This window comes from Betaproteobacteria bacterium, assembly GCA_016720855.1.
Taxonomy (GTDB): domain Bacteria; phylum Pseudomonadota; class Gammaproteobacteria; order Burkholderiales; family Usitatibacteraceae; genus FEB-7.
In genome coordinates, this window is record JADKJU010000003.1 from 712513 (window position 1) to 726942 (window position 14430).

Below are 14430 nucleotides of genomic sequence, written 5' to 3' on the forward strand. Positions count from 1 at the left end.
TTTTTCTACCGCGTCTTCCAGGATAGGGGCGGCTCCAGGTGGCAAGCCGCCAGCAGCGCCGCGTCGCCGAAGATCGCCCCGGGCGAACCATCGGCCTCGACGCGACCCTCGCGCATCACGAGCACCCGCGCGCACACGTCGAGCACCAGGTCGAGGTCGTGCGTGGCGATCACCTTCGTGTGCGTGAACGATGCGAGCAGCCCGATCAGGCGCCGCCGCGCGGCAGGGTCGAGTCCGGACGAGGGTTCGTCGAGGAGCAGCACCGAGGGCAGCATCGCGAGGACTCCCGCGATCGCCACCGCGCGCTTTTCGCCGCCGGAGAGCCGGTATGGGGCTCGCCGCTCCAGGTGCCCGGCGCCCACCGTCTCCAGGGCATTCTTCACGCGGGCTTCCACTTCGCCGGGCGGCAGGCCGAGGTTGAGAGGGCCGAAAGCCACGTCCTCCCGAACCGTCGGCATGAAGAGTTGGTCGTCTGCATCCTGGAACACGAAACCCACCGTGCGATGAACCTGCGCGCGCGTCGCCGCAGTGACGGGCATCTCTCCGATTCGCGCCTCGCCGGCGGTGGGCGCCAGGAGCCCGTTGAGGAGCAGGAGCAGCGTGGATTTTCCCGCGCCGTTGGCGCCCACGACCGCCACCGATTCGCCGTGCGTGATGCGGAAGCTCACGTCCCGCAGGGCAGGCGTGCCGTCGGGATAGGCGTAGGAAAGCCCGCGCGCCTCGACGAGGTGGTGGCTCATGCGAGCGCCCCGGTCAATGCGTGCCCGAGGAGCTGCGGCAGGTCGACGGCGCGCGCGAGCGCGAACCACGCGCACCACCCGGCGACGAAGTGCGTATCCGCCGCCTTCCATTCGAGCACGCGCATCGCGCGAACCTCGCCGTCGAAGCCGCGCGCAAGCATCGCCTGGTGGATGCGCTCGGCGCGGCCGAAGGCGCGCAGGAGAAGGTGCCCGGCGAGCGAGCCGTACACCGCGAGCGCCGGCGACCCGGTGCCGCCGCGCAGCATCCGCGCCGTCCCCATGCGCGAGGCCTCGCCGCCGAGCACGAAGGCATAGCGATACAGGAACAGCAATTGCGCCACGAAGATCCGAGGCGCGCCGATCCGCCCCAGCGCCGCGCACAGGGTGTGCATCCCCGTGCCCGCCACCACGGCCAGCGCCGCGGTCACGGTGAGCGCGAAGCGCAGCAGGATCGAGCCGAAGGAAACCCATCCGCCCGCGATCGCCGTCGCACCGAGGGCCATGACGGGCTCGCGGTCGAGCAGCGGGTTGAAGAGACCCACGGCCACGGCGAAGGGCGCGGCGATCGCCAGCTTGCGAAGGAGCCAGCGCGCGGGAACGTCGCCCAGGGCGGCGAGCACGGCCGGATAGAGCGCGAAGGGAAGCAATGCCGCGATGGTGTAGCGGTCGAAGGACACCACCGCCACGATGAAGGCGAGCGTCGTCACGATCTTCGCGCGCGCGTCCACGTGCGAAAGCGGCGTGTCGCGCACGGCCAGCGTGTCGAGGCTGCGCAGGTCGCGCAGGGCGGCTTCGATGGGGCTCATGGCGCGACCCGCACCCGCGTGCGCGCTGCCATGAAGTTCAGACGCGGCGCCTGAGCAGCGTCGCGGCGACGAGGACCACGAGGAGCGTCACCATGCCGCCGACGAGGCCCGCCAGCGACTTGCCGGGGCTCACCTCGGGCCAGGCGGGCGCGGCTTCCCCCTTCGCCTTGTCGTGCGACGGCAGGTCGTAGTCGGGCATCACCGAGAGGCGCGCCTGCAACTCCGCTAGCCGCTGGTGAACGGTGCCCTCGGGTGCCTCAAGCTCCGCGACGCCGGACGCGCGCTCGAGGGACCATTCGAGCCCGTCGGGCTGCGCGGAGGCGAACCACGAGAAAACGCCGCCGGTGAGCGCCGCCGCGAGGGCGAACCCCGCGGCAACGGGCTTCAGTCGCGACCCCGCCGGCGCCGGACTGTGTTCGCGGTCCACGAGGTCGGGCCGCGCGCGGCGAATGAAGAGCACGAGCGCCGCCGTGGCGAGTCCTTCCACGAAACCGATCGCGAGATGGATCGGAAGCATCAGCCACAGGAATGTCGAAAGCGTCAGGCTCGACACGCCGGATGCCACCGTCTCGATCACGACGCCCAGCGCCCCGAGCTGCAGGCTGGCCACGGCCGCAACGACCGAGGCCGTCGCGATTCGCGCTCCCGATGCGCCCGGCCGCGCGATGAGCCGGTAGGCGAGCGGGTACGCGACGAAGCACGGAAAGAAACCGAGGTTGAAGACGTTGGCCCCCAGCGCCAGCAGCCCGCCGTCGGCGAAGAACAGCGCCTGCACGGTGAGGACCGAGGCGATCGCGATGAACGCCGCCTGCGGCCCGAGGAGGATAGCCAGCAGCAGCCCCCCGCCCAGGTGCCCGCTGGATCCGGTGCCGGGAATCGCGAAGTTGACCATCTGGGCGGCGAAGACGAACGCGCCCAGCACGCCCATGAGCGGAATCACCCGGTCGTCCCGCTGCCGGCGCACGCCGCGGGCACAGGCGGCCAGCGTGACCCCCGTGGCCAGCCACATCGTGGCTCCCACGGCAGGGGACAGCAGGGCATCGGCCATGTGCATCGTCGGGCTCCGGGCTCGTATGACGAATCTACCTGCTCTTCATACTCCGCGGTGCCGGGGACCGGATTGACCTTCGACAAACTTCCAGCCGGCGCAACCCTTAATCCCCCGTTAACGCAGGCCCTTCACCATTCCTCCCTCTTCAACGAATCAAGGGGATCTTCATGCGACACGCCCTCTTCGCCCTCCTGGCCATCGGGATGGCAGCCACCGCCGATGCGGCAGAATCCATCGCCTCGATCCAGTCCGCGTACGCGACCGAAGCGAAGCGGGAGGACTCCGGTTTCACCGCCTTCTCGGCCGATCGGGGCCGCGCCTTCTTCGCCGCCACGCACGGCAAGGATTGGAGCTGCTCCACCTGCCACACCGCGAACCCGGGCGCCCCGGGCCGCCACACGGTCACGGGAAAGGCCATCGCGCCGCTCGCGCCCTCCGCCAACCCGGAGCGATTCACCGACGCGGCCAAGGCGGACAAATGGTTCAGGCGCAACTGCACCGATGTCGCAGGCCGCGCCTGCACCGCGCAGGAGAAGGGCGACATCCTCGCCTGGCTCCTCGCAGTCAAATAGGAGAACCCCATGAGCCCGATGAGAAACGCCCTGCGCCTCGCCTCGATGTACTTCATCGCCGCGGCCTGCACCTCGCTTGCGCTGTCCGCCCGTGCGGACAAGCACGCCTACCGCGTCGACAATGCCACCTATCGGCAGGAGTGCGGGTCGTGCCACGTGCCCTATCCCCCCGCCCTCCTCGCCGCCCCCTCGTGGAGCGCCGTGATGGGAGGCCTGGACAGGCACTTCGGAACCGACGCGAGCCTGGAGCCCGCCGCGCGGACGCAAGTCCTCGCCTTCCTCGAGAAGAATGCCGGCGGCAGGGATACCTCGGCCAACGGCAAGCCCCTGCTGCGCATTTCCGAGTCGCCCTGGTTCACCCGGGAACACCGCAAGGAGATCGCCGCCGGAACCGCGAAGCGGGCGGACGTGAAGTCGATCGCGAACTGCGGCGCGTGCCATGCCGGCGCCGAGCAGGGCGATTATTCGAAGCGGGGACTGCAGGTCCCGGGGGGGCGAGCGCGATGAGCTCGATCCTCCACGACCGGGCGACCCGCGCCCCGCGGCCCACGACCGTGAAGGTCTGGGACATCCTCCTGCGCGCCTTCCACTGGTCCTTCGCCGCCTGCTTCGCCGGCGCCTGGCTCACCGCCGAGAGCGAGCGCTGGCGCGACGTCCACGTGGCGCTCGGCTACACGATGCTCGGCCTGGTCGTCTTCCGCATCCTCTGGGGCCTCGTGGGCCCGAGGCACGCGCGCTTCGCCAGCTTCGTGCGCGGCCCGGCGGCGGTCCTTCGCTACCTGAAGTCGCTCCTCGCGGGAGAACCCGAGCACCACGTCGGCCACAATCCGGCCGGGGCCATCGTCATCGTGCTGCTGCTCGCCCTGGTCGCGCTTGCCGGCTTTTCCGGCTGGGCCGTCTACAACGACGCGGGCGGAAAATGGATGGAGGAGTCGCACGAGTTCCTTGCGGGCGCCATGCTTGCGGTCGTCGGCGTCCACCTGGCGGGGGTGGTGGTGGCGAGCTGGCTGCACCGGGAGAACCTCGCCCTCGCCATGCTGACCGGGCGCAAGAACGCGCCGGACGAAACGCCCTAGACTGGCGTCGTGACGGGAGGAACGGGCGTTGAGGGTGCTGGTTGTCGAAGATGATGCGCTGCTGGGCGATGCGATCCAGGCTGGCCTGCGCCAGCAGGGCTTCGTCGCCGACTGGGTGCGCGACGGCGCCGCAGCGGACCTCGCCCTCGAGCAGGACACGCATGCCGCCGTGGTGCTCGACATCGGGCTTCCACGCCGCTCCGGGCTCGAGGTGCTCGCGCGGCTGCGCGCGGCGAAGAATCCGGTGCCGGTCCTCATCCTCACCGCGCGCGACACCGTCGAGGACCGCATCGGCGGCCTCGATGCCGGCGCCGACGACTACCTCGTGAAGCCCTTCGACCTGGGCGAACTTGCCGCGCGACTGCGCGCCCTCACCCGCCGCTCGGGGGGAACGGCCTCGGCCGCTCTCGCCGTGGGCGCCCTTTCGCTCGACCCGGCCACGAGGGAGGTCACGTGGCGGGGCGAGGCGAAGGCGCTTTCGCGCAAGGAGTTCTCGCTGCTGCACGCCTTCATGCTGAACGCCGGCCGCGTCCTCACCCGCGAGCAGCTCGAGGAAAAGCTCTACGGCTGGGGCGAGGAGATCGAGTCGAACGCGATGGACGTGCACCTTCACCACCTGCGCCGCAAGATCGTTCCGGGCGTGGTGCAGACCCTGCGGGGCGTGGGCTACGTGATGCCGAAGGACCTCGCGTGAGCGCGGCGCGCGGCAGCGTTCGCCGGCGGCTTCTGGCGATCCTCTTCGCCGGGCTCGCCCTCGTGTGGCTGGCAGCCATGGCCGCCACGGTCTACAAGGCCGACCACGAGATCGAGGAGGTGTTCGATGCGCACCTCGTGCAGAGCGCCGCGCTCCTCGCGCTGCGCATCGGCGACGAGGCCGACGAGGTGGACACCGAGCACGCGCCCGTCCTGCACAAGTACGCGAAGCCGCTTTCGTTCCAGGTGTGGAAGCACGGCCGCACGCTCCTGCTGCACTCCGCGGACGCCCCCGGCAGCCGGTTCTCCGCCAGCGACAAGGGCTTTTCGACCGTGACCCTCGACGGGCGCGACTGGCGCGTCTTCAGCCTGTGGGACGCGAAGCGCGAGCACCTGGTGCAGGTGCGCGACGCGCTGCGCAAGCGGCGCAGCGTCATCGTCGACATCGTGGCGGCCATGGCGAAGCCGCTTGCGATCGCGCTGCCGTTCTTCGCGCTGCTCGTCTGGTTCGCCGTCGGGCGGGCGCTGCGGCCCCTGGCGCGCCTGAGCGACGAGATATCGCGCCGCGATCCCGCCTATCTCGCGCCGCTCGAGGGCGAGGCGCCCGCCGAGATAGCCCCGCTCGTCGCTCGCCTGAATGCCCTGCTTGCGCGCGTGCAATCCTCGCTCGATGGCGAGCGCCGCTTCACGAGCGACGCCGCGCACGAGCTGCGCACGCCGCTCGCCGCCTTGCGCGCGCAGCTGCAGGTCGCGCAGGGCGTCACGGACGGGGCCGGACGAACGCACGCCATCGACCAGGCGTTGCGAGCCGTCGAGCGCGCGACGCACCTGGTCGAGCAGCTCCTCACGCTCGCGCGCCTCGAGCACGGCGCCTGGCAGGCCGCGGCGGCTGCCTTCGACCTGCGCGCGATGGCCGCGGCCGTGATCGGCGAACGCGCCGAAGCGGCGATCGCACGCAACATCACCCTTTCGCTCGAGGCCGAGGCGCCGGCGCTCGTGCACGGATTCGAAGGACTGGCCGCCATCGCCCTGGGCAACCTGCTGGACAATGCGATCCGCTACAGCCAGCGCGACACCGCCGTCACCGTCTCGATCGCGAGCGATTCCCGGGGCTACGGCCTGAGCGTGCGCGACCAGGGGCCCGGCATTCCCGCCGCGGACCGCGAGGCGGCGCAGCGGCGCTTCACGCGGCTCGAGGGCGCCGCCGGCGAGGAGGGCAGCGGGCTGGGCCTGTCGATCGTGGCGCGCGTCGCGCAGCTTCACGGCACGTCGCTCGCGCTGGGGGCCGGCCCGGGCGGGCGCGGGCTGGAGGCCACGCTGAGATTCGCCGCAGCGTAAGGTTCGCCCGCGTCGCGGTCACGGCCCGCGAGTGTGCGAAAATGCCGCTCCCCGCGAAATACGCCTTGCCGCCGGTTCCGCGCCACCCTCCCCGAAGCCCCGCGCATCCCCGCACGCCATGACGATCGCCCAGGAAGTCGCCCGCCGCCGCACCTTCGCGATCATCTCGCACCCCGACGCCGGCAAGACCACTCTCACGGAGAAGCTCCTTCTCTTCGCGGGCGCCATCCAGATCGCCGGGAGCGTGAAGGCCCGCAAGGCCTCGCGTCATGCCACCTCCGACTGGATGGAAATAGAAAAGCAGCGCGGCATCTCCGTGGCCAGCTCCGTCATGCAGATCGAATACCGCGACTGCGTGGTGAACCTGCTGGACACCCCCGGCCACCAGGACTTTTCCGAGGACACCTACCGGGTGCTCACGGCGGTGGACGCGGCGCTCATGGTCATCGACGCTGCCAACGGCGTGGAGGCCCAGACGCTGCGCCTGCTGCATGTCTGCCGCGCGCGCAACACGCCGATCATCACCTTCATCAACAAGATGGACCGGGAGGTGCGCGACGCCGTCGACCTGATCGACGAGATCGAGAGCGCGCTGGGCATGGCCGCCGTCCCCTTCACCTGGCCCGTCGGCATGGGCAAGTCCTTCCACGGCGTCTACGACCTGCGCAACGCGCGCATGCGCGTCTTCCGGCCCGGCGCGGACCGCCTGGGCCACGAAGGCGACGAGATCGTCGCCGACATCACGGACCCGGCGATCGTCGATCGCTTCGGCGCCGAGCTCGACCACGCGAAGCAGGAAATCGAGTTGGTCCAGGGCGCTTCCCACGAGTTCGACCACGCGGCCTTTCTCGCCGGACGGCAGACGCCGGTTTTCTTCGGTTCCGCCATCAACAACTTCGGCGTGCACGAGGTGCTGGACGCCCTGGTCGATCTCGCGCCTCCGCCCGGTTCGCGCGCCGCCATCCAGCGCGTGGTGTCGCCGTCCGAAGGCAAGTTCAGCGGCGTCGTATTCAAGATCCAGGCCAACATGGACCCCGCGCACCGCGACAGGATCGCGTTCGTGCGCGTGTGCTCCGGGCAGTTCGAGCGCGGCATGCGGCTCACCGTCGCGCGAAATGGCAAGGTCATCCGCCCGGGCAGCGTCGTGTCCTTCCTCTCGCAGCGCCGCGAGCTGCTGGAATTCGCCTTCCCCGGCGACATCATCGGCATTCCCAACCACGGCACGCTGCAGCTGGGCGACACGCTCACCGAGGGCGAGGCGCTCCAGTTCACGGGGCTGCCTTTCTTCGCGCCGGAGATCTTCCAGGGCGTGGAGATTGCCGACCCGATGCGCAGCAAGCAGCTCAAGCTCGGTCTCGCGCAGCTCGGCGAGGAAGGCGCGATCCAGGTATTCCGCCCGCATCACGGCGGCACGCTGCTGCTGGGCGCCGTGGGGCAACTGCAGTTCGAGGTCGTCGCGCACCGCCTGCAGCACGAGTACGGCGTGCCCGCGCGCATGGCGCCGTCGAAGTTCCGCCTCGCGCGCTGGGTGACCGCCGCCGACCCGAAGGAGCTCTCCCGCTTCATCGAGGCCAACGGCCACCGGGTCGCCTACGACGCCGTCGACGCGCCCACTTTCCTCGCCTCCGCCAACGCGGAACTCGCGGTCACGCAGGAGCTGTGGCCGAAGATCGAGTTCCACGCGCTGCGCGAGCACGCGGGCCTCGTCTTCCAGCAGCGCCTCGAGGGCTGAGCCGGCTGCATCGACCTTTGGGGGCATATTTGCGGGAGGTTATTGACCTCCCACAATCCGGGAGTGGCGGCAGCGCGGAAAATTGGTTGGGTCTTTCGAGCGAGGTTCCACCATGAAGCAGGTCGTCATCCTCGGCGCCGGAACCGGCGGCGCGCTCATCGCCAACGTGCTGAGCCAGAAGCTCAAGCTGCGCGAGTGGGTCATCACCGTCGTCGACCGGTCCGACACCCACGTCTACCAGCCGGGCCTGCTCTTCCTGCCCTTCGGCCTCTACGGGCACGAGTCCCGCCAGGACATCACCCGCCCCATCGGCGATCCGCTCCCTCGAAACGTGAACTTCCTCGCCGCGGATATCCTGCGCATCGACGCGGGCAAGAAGACCGTCGAGACGAGCATCACGACGCTGCATTACGACTTCCTCGTCTGCGCCCTGGGCTGCCGGGTGGCGCCCGAGGAGGTCGATGGCCTCGCCGAGCCCATGGGCAAGGATGGCGTGCACACCTTCTACACGCTCGAGGGGGCCGTCGCGATGCGCGGCGCGCTCGAGAGGATGACGCAGGGGCGGCTCGTGATCGACGTGTGCGACATGCCGATCAAGTGCCCGGTGGCGCCCATCGAGTTCGCGTTCCTGGCCGACTACTACTTCACGAAGAAGGGCGTTCGCGACGCCATCGACATCACCCTGGTCACGCCCTACGCGGGCGCCTTCACCAAGCCGAACGCCAACCGCGTCCTCACCGAGGTGGCGAAGCGGAAGGGCGTGAACGTCGTGGCGGACTTCGCGGCGCAGTCCGTGGACGCCGCAGCGAAGACGCTCAAGTCCTTCGACGGGCGCACGCTCGACTACGACCTGCTGTGCGCCATCCCGCCCAATCTGGGCCCGCAGGTCGTGGACGATTCCGAACTGGGCGACGGCACGGGCTACGCGCTGACCGACCCGCGCACGCTCAAGAGCAGGAAGGCCGACTTCATCTACTTCCTCGGCGACAACACCAACGTGTCCACCTCCAAGGCGGGCTCGGTCGCGCACTTCGAGGCCGAGACGATCGTGGAAAACCTGCTGCGCGAAATCGAGGGCAAGCCCGCGCTGCCGACCTTCGACGGCCACGCCAACTGCTTCATCGAGACCGGTTACCACAAGGCGATGCTGCTCGACTTCAACTACGACATCGAGCCGCTCGAGGGCTCGTTCCCGATGGCGCACGTGGGGCCGTTCTCGCTGCTCGAGGAAAGCTACATGAACCACATGGGCAAGCTCGCCTTCCAGTGGGTGTACTGGAACCTGCTGCTCAAGGGGCGGCTGCCCAACGTGCCGCTGCTGCCCTCGCACATGAACTTCGTCGGCAAGGACCTCGAGACCACGCCACATGCGCGCCACGCCCGCGAGATGAAGGTGCGCGACGTGATGACGAAGGACGTGGTGAGCGTGCACAAGGGAAGCGCCCTCACCGCGGCCGCGACGCTGATGGTCCAGAAGAAGGTGAGCGGCGTGCCGGTGCTCGACGAGCGCGAGCGCCTCGTGGGCGTGCTCACCGAGGCGGACTTCCTTTCCTCGATGAACCTCGACCAGAGCGCCGTCACCGACGCGCTCGAGACGGTGGTGCGCAAGCGCCGCGCCCGCAAGGACATGGGCACGATCGTGGACGACATCATGACCACCTCGCCCATCACGATCCGCGAGGACGACACGCTGCGCACCGCGGTCACGCTCATGGACACCAACCGCATCAAGCGGCTCATCGTGACCGACGGCGAGCGGACAGTGCGCGGCGTTGTCTCACGCGCCGACCTGATCCGGCTGTACGCGATGAAATAGCGCGGGCCCGCTGGGCGAGCATCAGGTTCGAGGGCGAGGCTGGTGAGGAAGAAGAGGGAATTGGCGCGGCTATCCAGGAATGCGGGACCGCTCCTGCCGCCATCCCGCGTCCTGCCGGGATTGGCGGCTTGGCTCGCGTCAACGGCCCGCAGGCGCCAAGTCGTGGCAAAATCCCCTTCTTACGCCCTCCCGACAGCAACCCGCTGGCCGGCAGGGATCGATCAACTACCTGTCAGGACTCCGATGAAAAGCATTCTTGCTGTCGCCATTCTTGCCGGCGCGCTGGGCGCTGCCGGTTGTGCCACGACCGAGCCGCAGGCCAAGGCCGCGGCCAATTCCCAGGCCAGCGCGGCGCCCAAGGCCGCGAAGAGCGAGGAAATGCTGACCGGCAGCCGCATTCCTCGCAAGACAACGGGCTCCCAGCCGGTGGTCTCGATCAGCGACGACGAAATCAGGCGCAATTCCGCTCCCGAGATCTACATCGCGCCGAAGTAGTCGGGATGAGAAAATAGGCAGGGTGCGGGCCCGGGCCTTGCGATGGCAGCGGAGAGCAAGGGTGCGAACCCTGGATCTCGATCAGGATTCAGCTTCAACTGAAGCCATCAATCCATCGAGATCATCAGACTCGGTGCGAAGGTGACCGCCCAACCACTCCTTCGGCTGGCATCGCAGGCGATCAGCGTCAACGCGCGCGAGTCATCGCCAATCGCAGCTCGCTGCCGCGCACGCGGGCTGCGACGATCGCCTGGCGCTACCTGCTGCCGTCCGGTGCGCGCACCTCGGCCGTCACCTCGGTCGTGCTTTTCCTGCCGTCCCTGGCTTGAAGCGTGAGGGTGACGGGGACCTCGTCTCCCTTCGATAGCGGCTTCGCGAGATCGAAGAGCATCACGTGGTAGCCACCCGGCTCGAGCTCGACGGTCTTGCCGGCGGGCAGGGGCAGCGCCTCGACCGCGCGCATTTCCATCACGCCGCCCTTCATGGTCATCTCGTGGAGCTCGACGATCTTCGCTGCGGGGGAAGCGACGCCGACGAGCTTCGCCTCCTCGCGGCTCTTGATCTTCATGAACACGCCCGCGGCCTTCTGCGAGGGCACGGTGCCACGAACCCATGCTTCGGTGGCGGATACTTCCGCGCGGGCTGCCGACGCGGCCATCGCAACGGCGAGGATGAGGGACACGCTGGTTGCCTTCATTTTCAACTCCTTCCATTGGATCGATTGCAGTGAGGGCGACGTGGCGGGGCCTCAGAACTTGACGCCGACGCCGACGTACAGGGAGCGCCCGATGCCGGCCACACGGTTGCCCCACGCCTGCGTGCCGCGTTCGCCGATGTAGGCGCCACCCAGCGGCATGTCGTAGTTCCTGTCCAGGAGATTCTCGATTCCTGCATCGAGGCGGACCCGCCCCCAGTCGTAGCTGGTGCGCAGGTTGAGAAGTGCGTAACCGGCCGTCGTGGTTTCGTTGCGTGCGGCCTGGACGTCGTCCTTTGCGGCGACGAGCTGCGCCTCGAGCGTGCTGCTCCACCGGTTCCACTGATGGTCGAGTGCCAGCTTCGCGTTGAGCGGCATCATGTGGTACAGGTTGTCGTGGGTATCGAGGTTTTCACCCCGGACGTAGCCGAGCACGCCGCGACCGGAGAACTTGCCTGCCGGGGTTTCGGCCAGAAGCGCCTTGCCGGAGACATCGATGCCGTACAGGCGGGCATCGTGATTGGCGAACTGCAGGTAGACGAAGCCGGTGCTGGCCGTCTGCGGCATGCCGCCGGTCAACGGGCAGCCCCCCATCGTTCCGGCGCTGCACCGGTTCACGTCGATGAAATCCTTGACGCGTGTGGTGTAAGGCGTGACGGTGATCGACCAGGCGCTCTTCGCTGCGTCGTGCCAGCTCGCGGTGGCGGAAATCGTGTCCGCCACTTCCGGCCGAAGGTCCAGATCGCCGACGTAGCCGTTGCCGTCGCCAAACCAGCCGTTCATTCTCATCGCCATGCGGCCGCGTCCCCAGGCGAAGCGTTCATACAGATTGGGCGAGCGGGTCTTGCGGGCATAGCCTGCCTCGAAGGTGCTGGTCGAATCGCGCGTGTAGCGAGCGAGCGCGGTGACATCGAAATGGTTGTCGCTGCGCTGGTGATCGCTGGCATTGAAGGCGTTGGCGGCGGCGATGTCGACCGCCTGCATCATTCCCGTCCACGAGTAGGGCTGGACGTCTCCCGTGTCCATGCCGACCCGGTCGTAGCGGGCGCCCAGGAGGCTCGTCCACTGGCCGCTCCAGCGCGCTTCCCACTCGGCAAACGCGCCGAAGCGGTCGCGCCGTCCGCCGTTGATGTTTTCGAAGGTGCCCGGGCCCATCATCGGGCTGCCCGCGACGGGCGGCCACCAGTCGTCCAGCAGGAACCGCTGGAAGTCGGTGCCGATACGCAGCGAATCGCGCCCGGAAAGCTCGACATCGGCCTTCAGCAGGTAGCCCATGTTCTTGCCGTCGGTATTCATCGGCATGTCGCCGGGCTGCTTGTCGGCCAGGAAATTCATCTCGTGCCGCGTGTGCTCATAGAAGGCCTTCGCCTCCAGCCTGCCCCATCCGAACAGGCCCTCGTAGCGGATGTTCCCGAACGCCGCATCGTTTCCAACCATGTCCATCCAGGCGTTCGGATAAGCCTGGTAGGGAATGCGCTGCACGCCGATGCTGGCCACGACCAGTTGGTCCTTGCCCCGCGCGGCCAGGGAGATCGCGTGATTCTGCGACTCGTAGCGCGTGGATTTCACTTCCGAGCCGTCGCCTGCCTCGTAGTTGCCGCTGCGCGAGCCGGCCCCGGTATAGGAAAGGCTCACGGACTCGCCGGCCACATTCGCCGTTGCGGATACGCCGACGGCGCCGCCATTGGAGCGATAGAAGCCGGAGAGACTCCCGGCCAGCAGGTTTTCTTCGCCGGCTCTCGAGAAAACGGGGGGAGTTGAATCGATGACGATCGTGCCGGCAATGCTGTCGCCGCCGAGGCTGACCGGCGAAATGCCTGCCACGACGGCCGCACGGCCGACATTGGCCGGATCGATGTACGAGAGCGGCGGATTCATGTGATTGGCGCAGGCCGACGTGAGACTCATGCCGTCGATCGAGATGCCGATGCGATCGTCATTCAGCCCCCGGATGACCGGAATACCGGACACCCCGCCGGACGAATAGAAACTGAAGCCCGGGATGTCCCCGAACAACTGCGCCGTATCGCTCACGAAGGATCGCCGGGCGGCAATCTCACCGGCGCTCAATGTTCCGGCATTGACGGGGAGCGGGATATCGCGTGGGGCGGTCACGATGACCGAAGGCAGGGCTTGCGTATCGGCATGAGCGGGCACGGCAGTACAACAGGCGACTGCCACGGCGGCAGCCAAAGGACGAATTCTGGGAGACATGGGTTTCCTCGCATACGGCATGTTGATTCAGCGCGGGCGAACGACGCCGGTGCCACGGCACCGGCAGTCAACCGTCGCGGTTGTGCAGGCGCCGGTGGGCGCCCGACACGATCAGCAGTACTTCAGGAAGCGCGAGGAGGTGCGCGTGGCTGCACCGCGGCCCAGGTGAAAAGCGGGCGCGGAGCCAGGAGGAGAAGGAGCGGGGGAACCGGATCGGACCCGGCGGTGAGCGGAACGGCAACCGCAGCGGTCGGCGGCAACATCGGAGCTGCCGCGCCCGGGGAGCAGAACGGGCAGTGGTCGATCGCGTGGGTCTTGGGCGCGACGGGAACGCCGTCGGCATCGGTGGGCACCGACACCAGCCTCGCGCCGTCGGCCGTGCACACCGCCACCCAGCGCGTGTGCTGGCCATTGGCGGCAGACAGCGCGCTGGTGATCGCCGGCGCAAGCCCGGCGAGCAGCATCGCGAACATGGCGATGCCGGCCGTGAGGCGACGCGTTGCGGTTAGGAAGCCCATGGCGGCCGATCATAGGGCAGGATCGGGGCCGGGGAAAAGAGGAGGTTGTTCTTTTCCTAAACTATTTCAATTCCATCCGCGCAGGGCCTGCCCGGCGGGGCACGGTTCGTGGTTCGAGCTGTGCGTCGAGTGGCCTCGGATGGCCATTGCCCATGCGGCTTCCGGGGGCTTACCCTTTCGGAGAATCCCCGGCTACCTATGAGGAGTTGGAGATGGAACGAATCACGATGTCGATCGACGAATCGCTGGCGAAGGAGTTCGACGCGATGATCGCCCGACGCGGCTACGGCAACCGCTCCGAGGCGATGCGCGACCTCCTGCGCCGGGAGGTGGAGGCCGATCGCGCGAACAGGGATGGCCGCGGCCATTGCGTGGCCAGCCTCTCCTACGTCTACGACCATCACGTTCGGGACCTGGCCGAACGGTTGATCGAATCGCAGCACGAACATCACGATCTGGTCGTCGCGACCATGCACGTGCACCTGGACCACGACCACTGCCTCGAGATCGAGATCCTCAAGGGGGCGACGAACGCTGTCCGGGGCTTCGCCGACCGGATCCAGGCGGAGCGGGGCGTGCGGCACACGGCGATCAACGTGATCAGCGTCGAGACCGGCGACCGGCACGCGGAGCTCGAGACGCATCACCACCACGGCCACCAGCACCTGATCCCGCGGTCCTGAAC

General features: G+C 68.5%; 15 protein-coding genes. 9 read left to right on the forward strand and 6 right to left on the reverse strand.

Features of this window, described 5'->3' with window-relative positions:
- Positions 1–5 precede the first annotated feature (5 nt).
- From IPP91_17150 to IPP91_17160, 3 genes are read right to left on the reverse strand one after another with little or no spacing between them, the layout of a single operon-like run.
- Positions 6–740 carry an ABC transporter ATP-binding protein gene (locus tag IPP91_17150; GenBank protein MBL0143779.1) on the reverse strand — a complete coding sequence of 245 codons (735 nt, stop codon included), beginning with the start codon at positions 738–740 and terminating at the stop codon, positions 6–8.
- The gene (cbiQ, locus tag IPP91_17155) at positions 737–1546 is read right to left on the reverse strand and encodes a cobalt ECF transporter T component CbiQ (GenBank protein ID MBL0143780.1); all 810 of its coding nucleotides are present in this window, start codon (positions 1544–1546) and stop codon (positions 737–739) included. The genes IPP91_17150 and cbiQ overlap by 4 nt, the downstream gene beginning before the upstream one ends.
- 37 nt (positions 1547–1583) lie before the next feature.
- Positions 1584–2600, reverse strand: coding sequence for an energy-coupling factor ABC transporter permease (locus tag IPP91_17160; protein MBL0143781.1), 1017 nt, complete (start codon positions 2598–2600; stop codon positions 1584–1586).
- Between the two features lie 164 nt (positions 2601–2764).
- Here IPP91_17160 and IPP91_17165 point away from each other — a divergent pair, with 164 nt between their 5' ends.
- The 8 genes from IPP91_17165 (at position 2765) to IPP91_17200 (ending at position 10319) form a co-directional block, all read left to right on the forward strand.
- A complete protein-coding gene (locus IPP91_17165; protein MBL0143782.1) occupies positions 2765–3169 on the forward strand; it encodes a DUF1924 domain-containing protein in 405 nt (134 codons plus the stop codon).
- A gap of 9 nt (positions 3170–3178) precedes the next feature.
- Positions 3179–3676 carry a diheme cytochrome c gene (locus tag IPP91_17170; GenBank protein ID MBL0143783.1) on the forward strand — a complete coding sequence of 166 codons (498 nt, stop codon included), beginning with the start codon at positions 3179–3181 and terminating at the stop codon, positions 3674–3676.
- Complete coding sequence (locus tag IPP91_17175; protein MBL0143784.1) at positions 3673–4245, forward strand: cytochrome b/b6 domain-containing protein; 573 nt, start codon at positions 3673–3675, stop codon at positions 4243–4245. Before IPP91_17170 ends, IPP91_17175 begins: the two co-directional genes overlap by 4 nt.
- 28 nt (positions 4246–4273) lie before the next feature.
- On the forward strand, positions 4274–4939 hold the full coding sequence (locus IPP91_17180; GenBank protein MBL0143785.1) for a response regulator transcription factor: 666 nt from the start codon (positions 4274–4276) through the stop codon (positions 4937–4939).
- Positions 4936–6276: a sensor histidine kinase N-terminal domain-containing protein gene (locus IPP91_17185; protein ID MBL0143786.1), complete on the forward strand. Its 1341-nt coding sequence runs from the start codon at positions 4936–4938 to the stop codon at positions 6274–6276. The genes IPP91_17180 and IPP91_17185 overlap by 4 nt, the downstream gene beginning before the upstream one ends.
- A 118-nt stretch (positions 6277–6394) precedes the next feature.
- Entirely contained in the window at positions 6395–8008 is a 1614-nt protein-coding gene (locus tag IPP91_17190; GenBank protein MBL0143787.1) for a peptide chain release factor 3, read from the forward strand.
- 112 nt (positions 8009–8120) lie between these two features.
- On the forward strand, positions 8121–9824 hold the full coding sequence (locus IPP91_17195; protein MBL0143788.1) for a CBS domain-containing protein: 1704 nt from the start codon (positions 8121–8123) through the stop codon (positions 9822–9824).
- Positions 9825–10067: 243 nt separating this feature from the next.
- Positions 10068–10319 (forward strand): hypothetical protein, encoded by a 252-nt coding sequence (locus IPP91_17200; GenBank protein MBL0143789.1) that lies wholly within the window; start codon positions 10068–10070, stop codon positions 10317–10319.
- Between the two features lie 256 nt (positions 10320–10575).
- On the opposite strand, the gene IPP91_17205 is transcribed toward IPP91_17200, so the two are convergent.
- The 3 genes from IPP91_17205 to IPP91_17215 form a co-directional block, all read right to left on the reverse strand.
- On the reverse strand, positions 10576–11016 hold the full coding sequence (locus tag IPP91_17205; protein ID MBL0143790.1) for a copper chaperone PCu(A)C: 441 nt from the start codon (positions 11014–11016) through the stop codon (positions 10576–10578).
- Positions 11017–11067: 51 nt separating this feature from the next.
- Entirely contained in the window at positions 11068–13227 is a 2160-nt protein-coding gene (locus IPP91_17210; GenBank protein MBL0143791.1) for a TonB-dependent receptor, read from the reverse strand.
- 122 nt (positions 13228–13349) lie between these two features.
- Positions 13350–13745: a DUF2946 domain-containing protein gene (locus tag IPP91_17215; GenBank protein MBL0143792.1), complete on the reverse strand. Its 396-nt coding sequence runs from the start codon at positions 13743–13745 to the stop codon at positions 13350–13352.
- 212 nt (positions 13746–13957) lie between these two features.
- Here IPP91_17215 and nikR point away from each other — a divergent pair, with 212 nt between their 5' ends.
- Positions 13958–14428, forward strand: coding sequence for a nickel-responsive transcriptional regulator NikR (nikR, locus tag IPP91_17220; protein ID MBL0143793.1), 471 nt, complete (start codon positions 13958–13960; stop codon positions 14426–14428).
- Positions 14429–14430 lie beyond the last annotated feature (2 nt).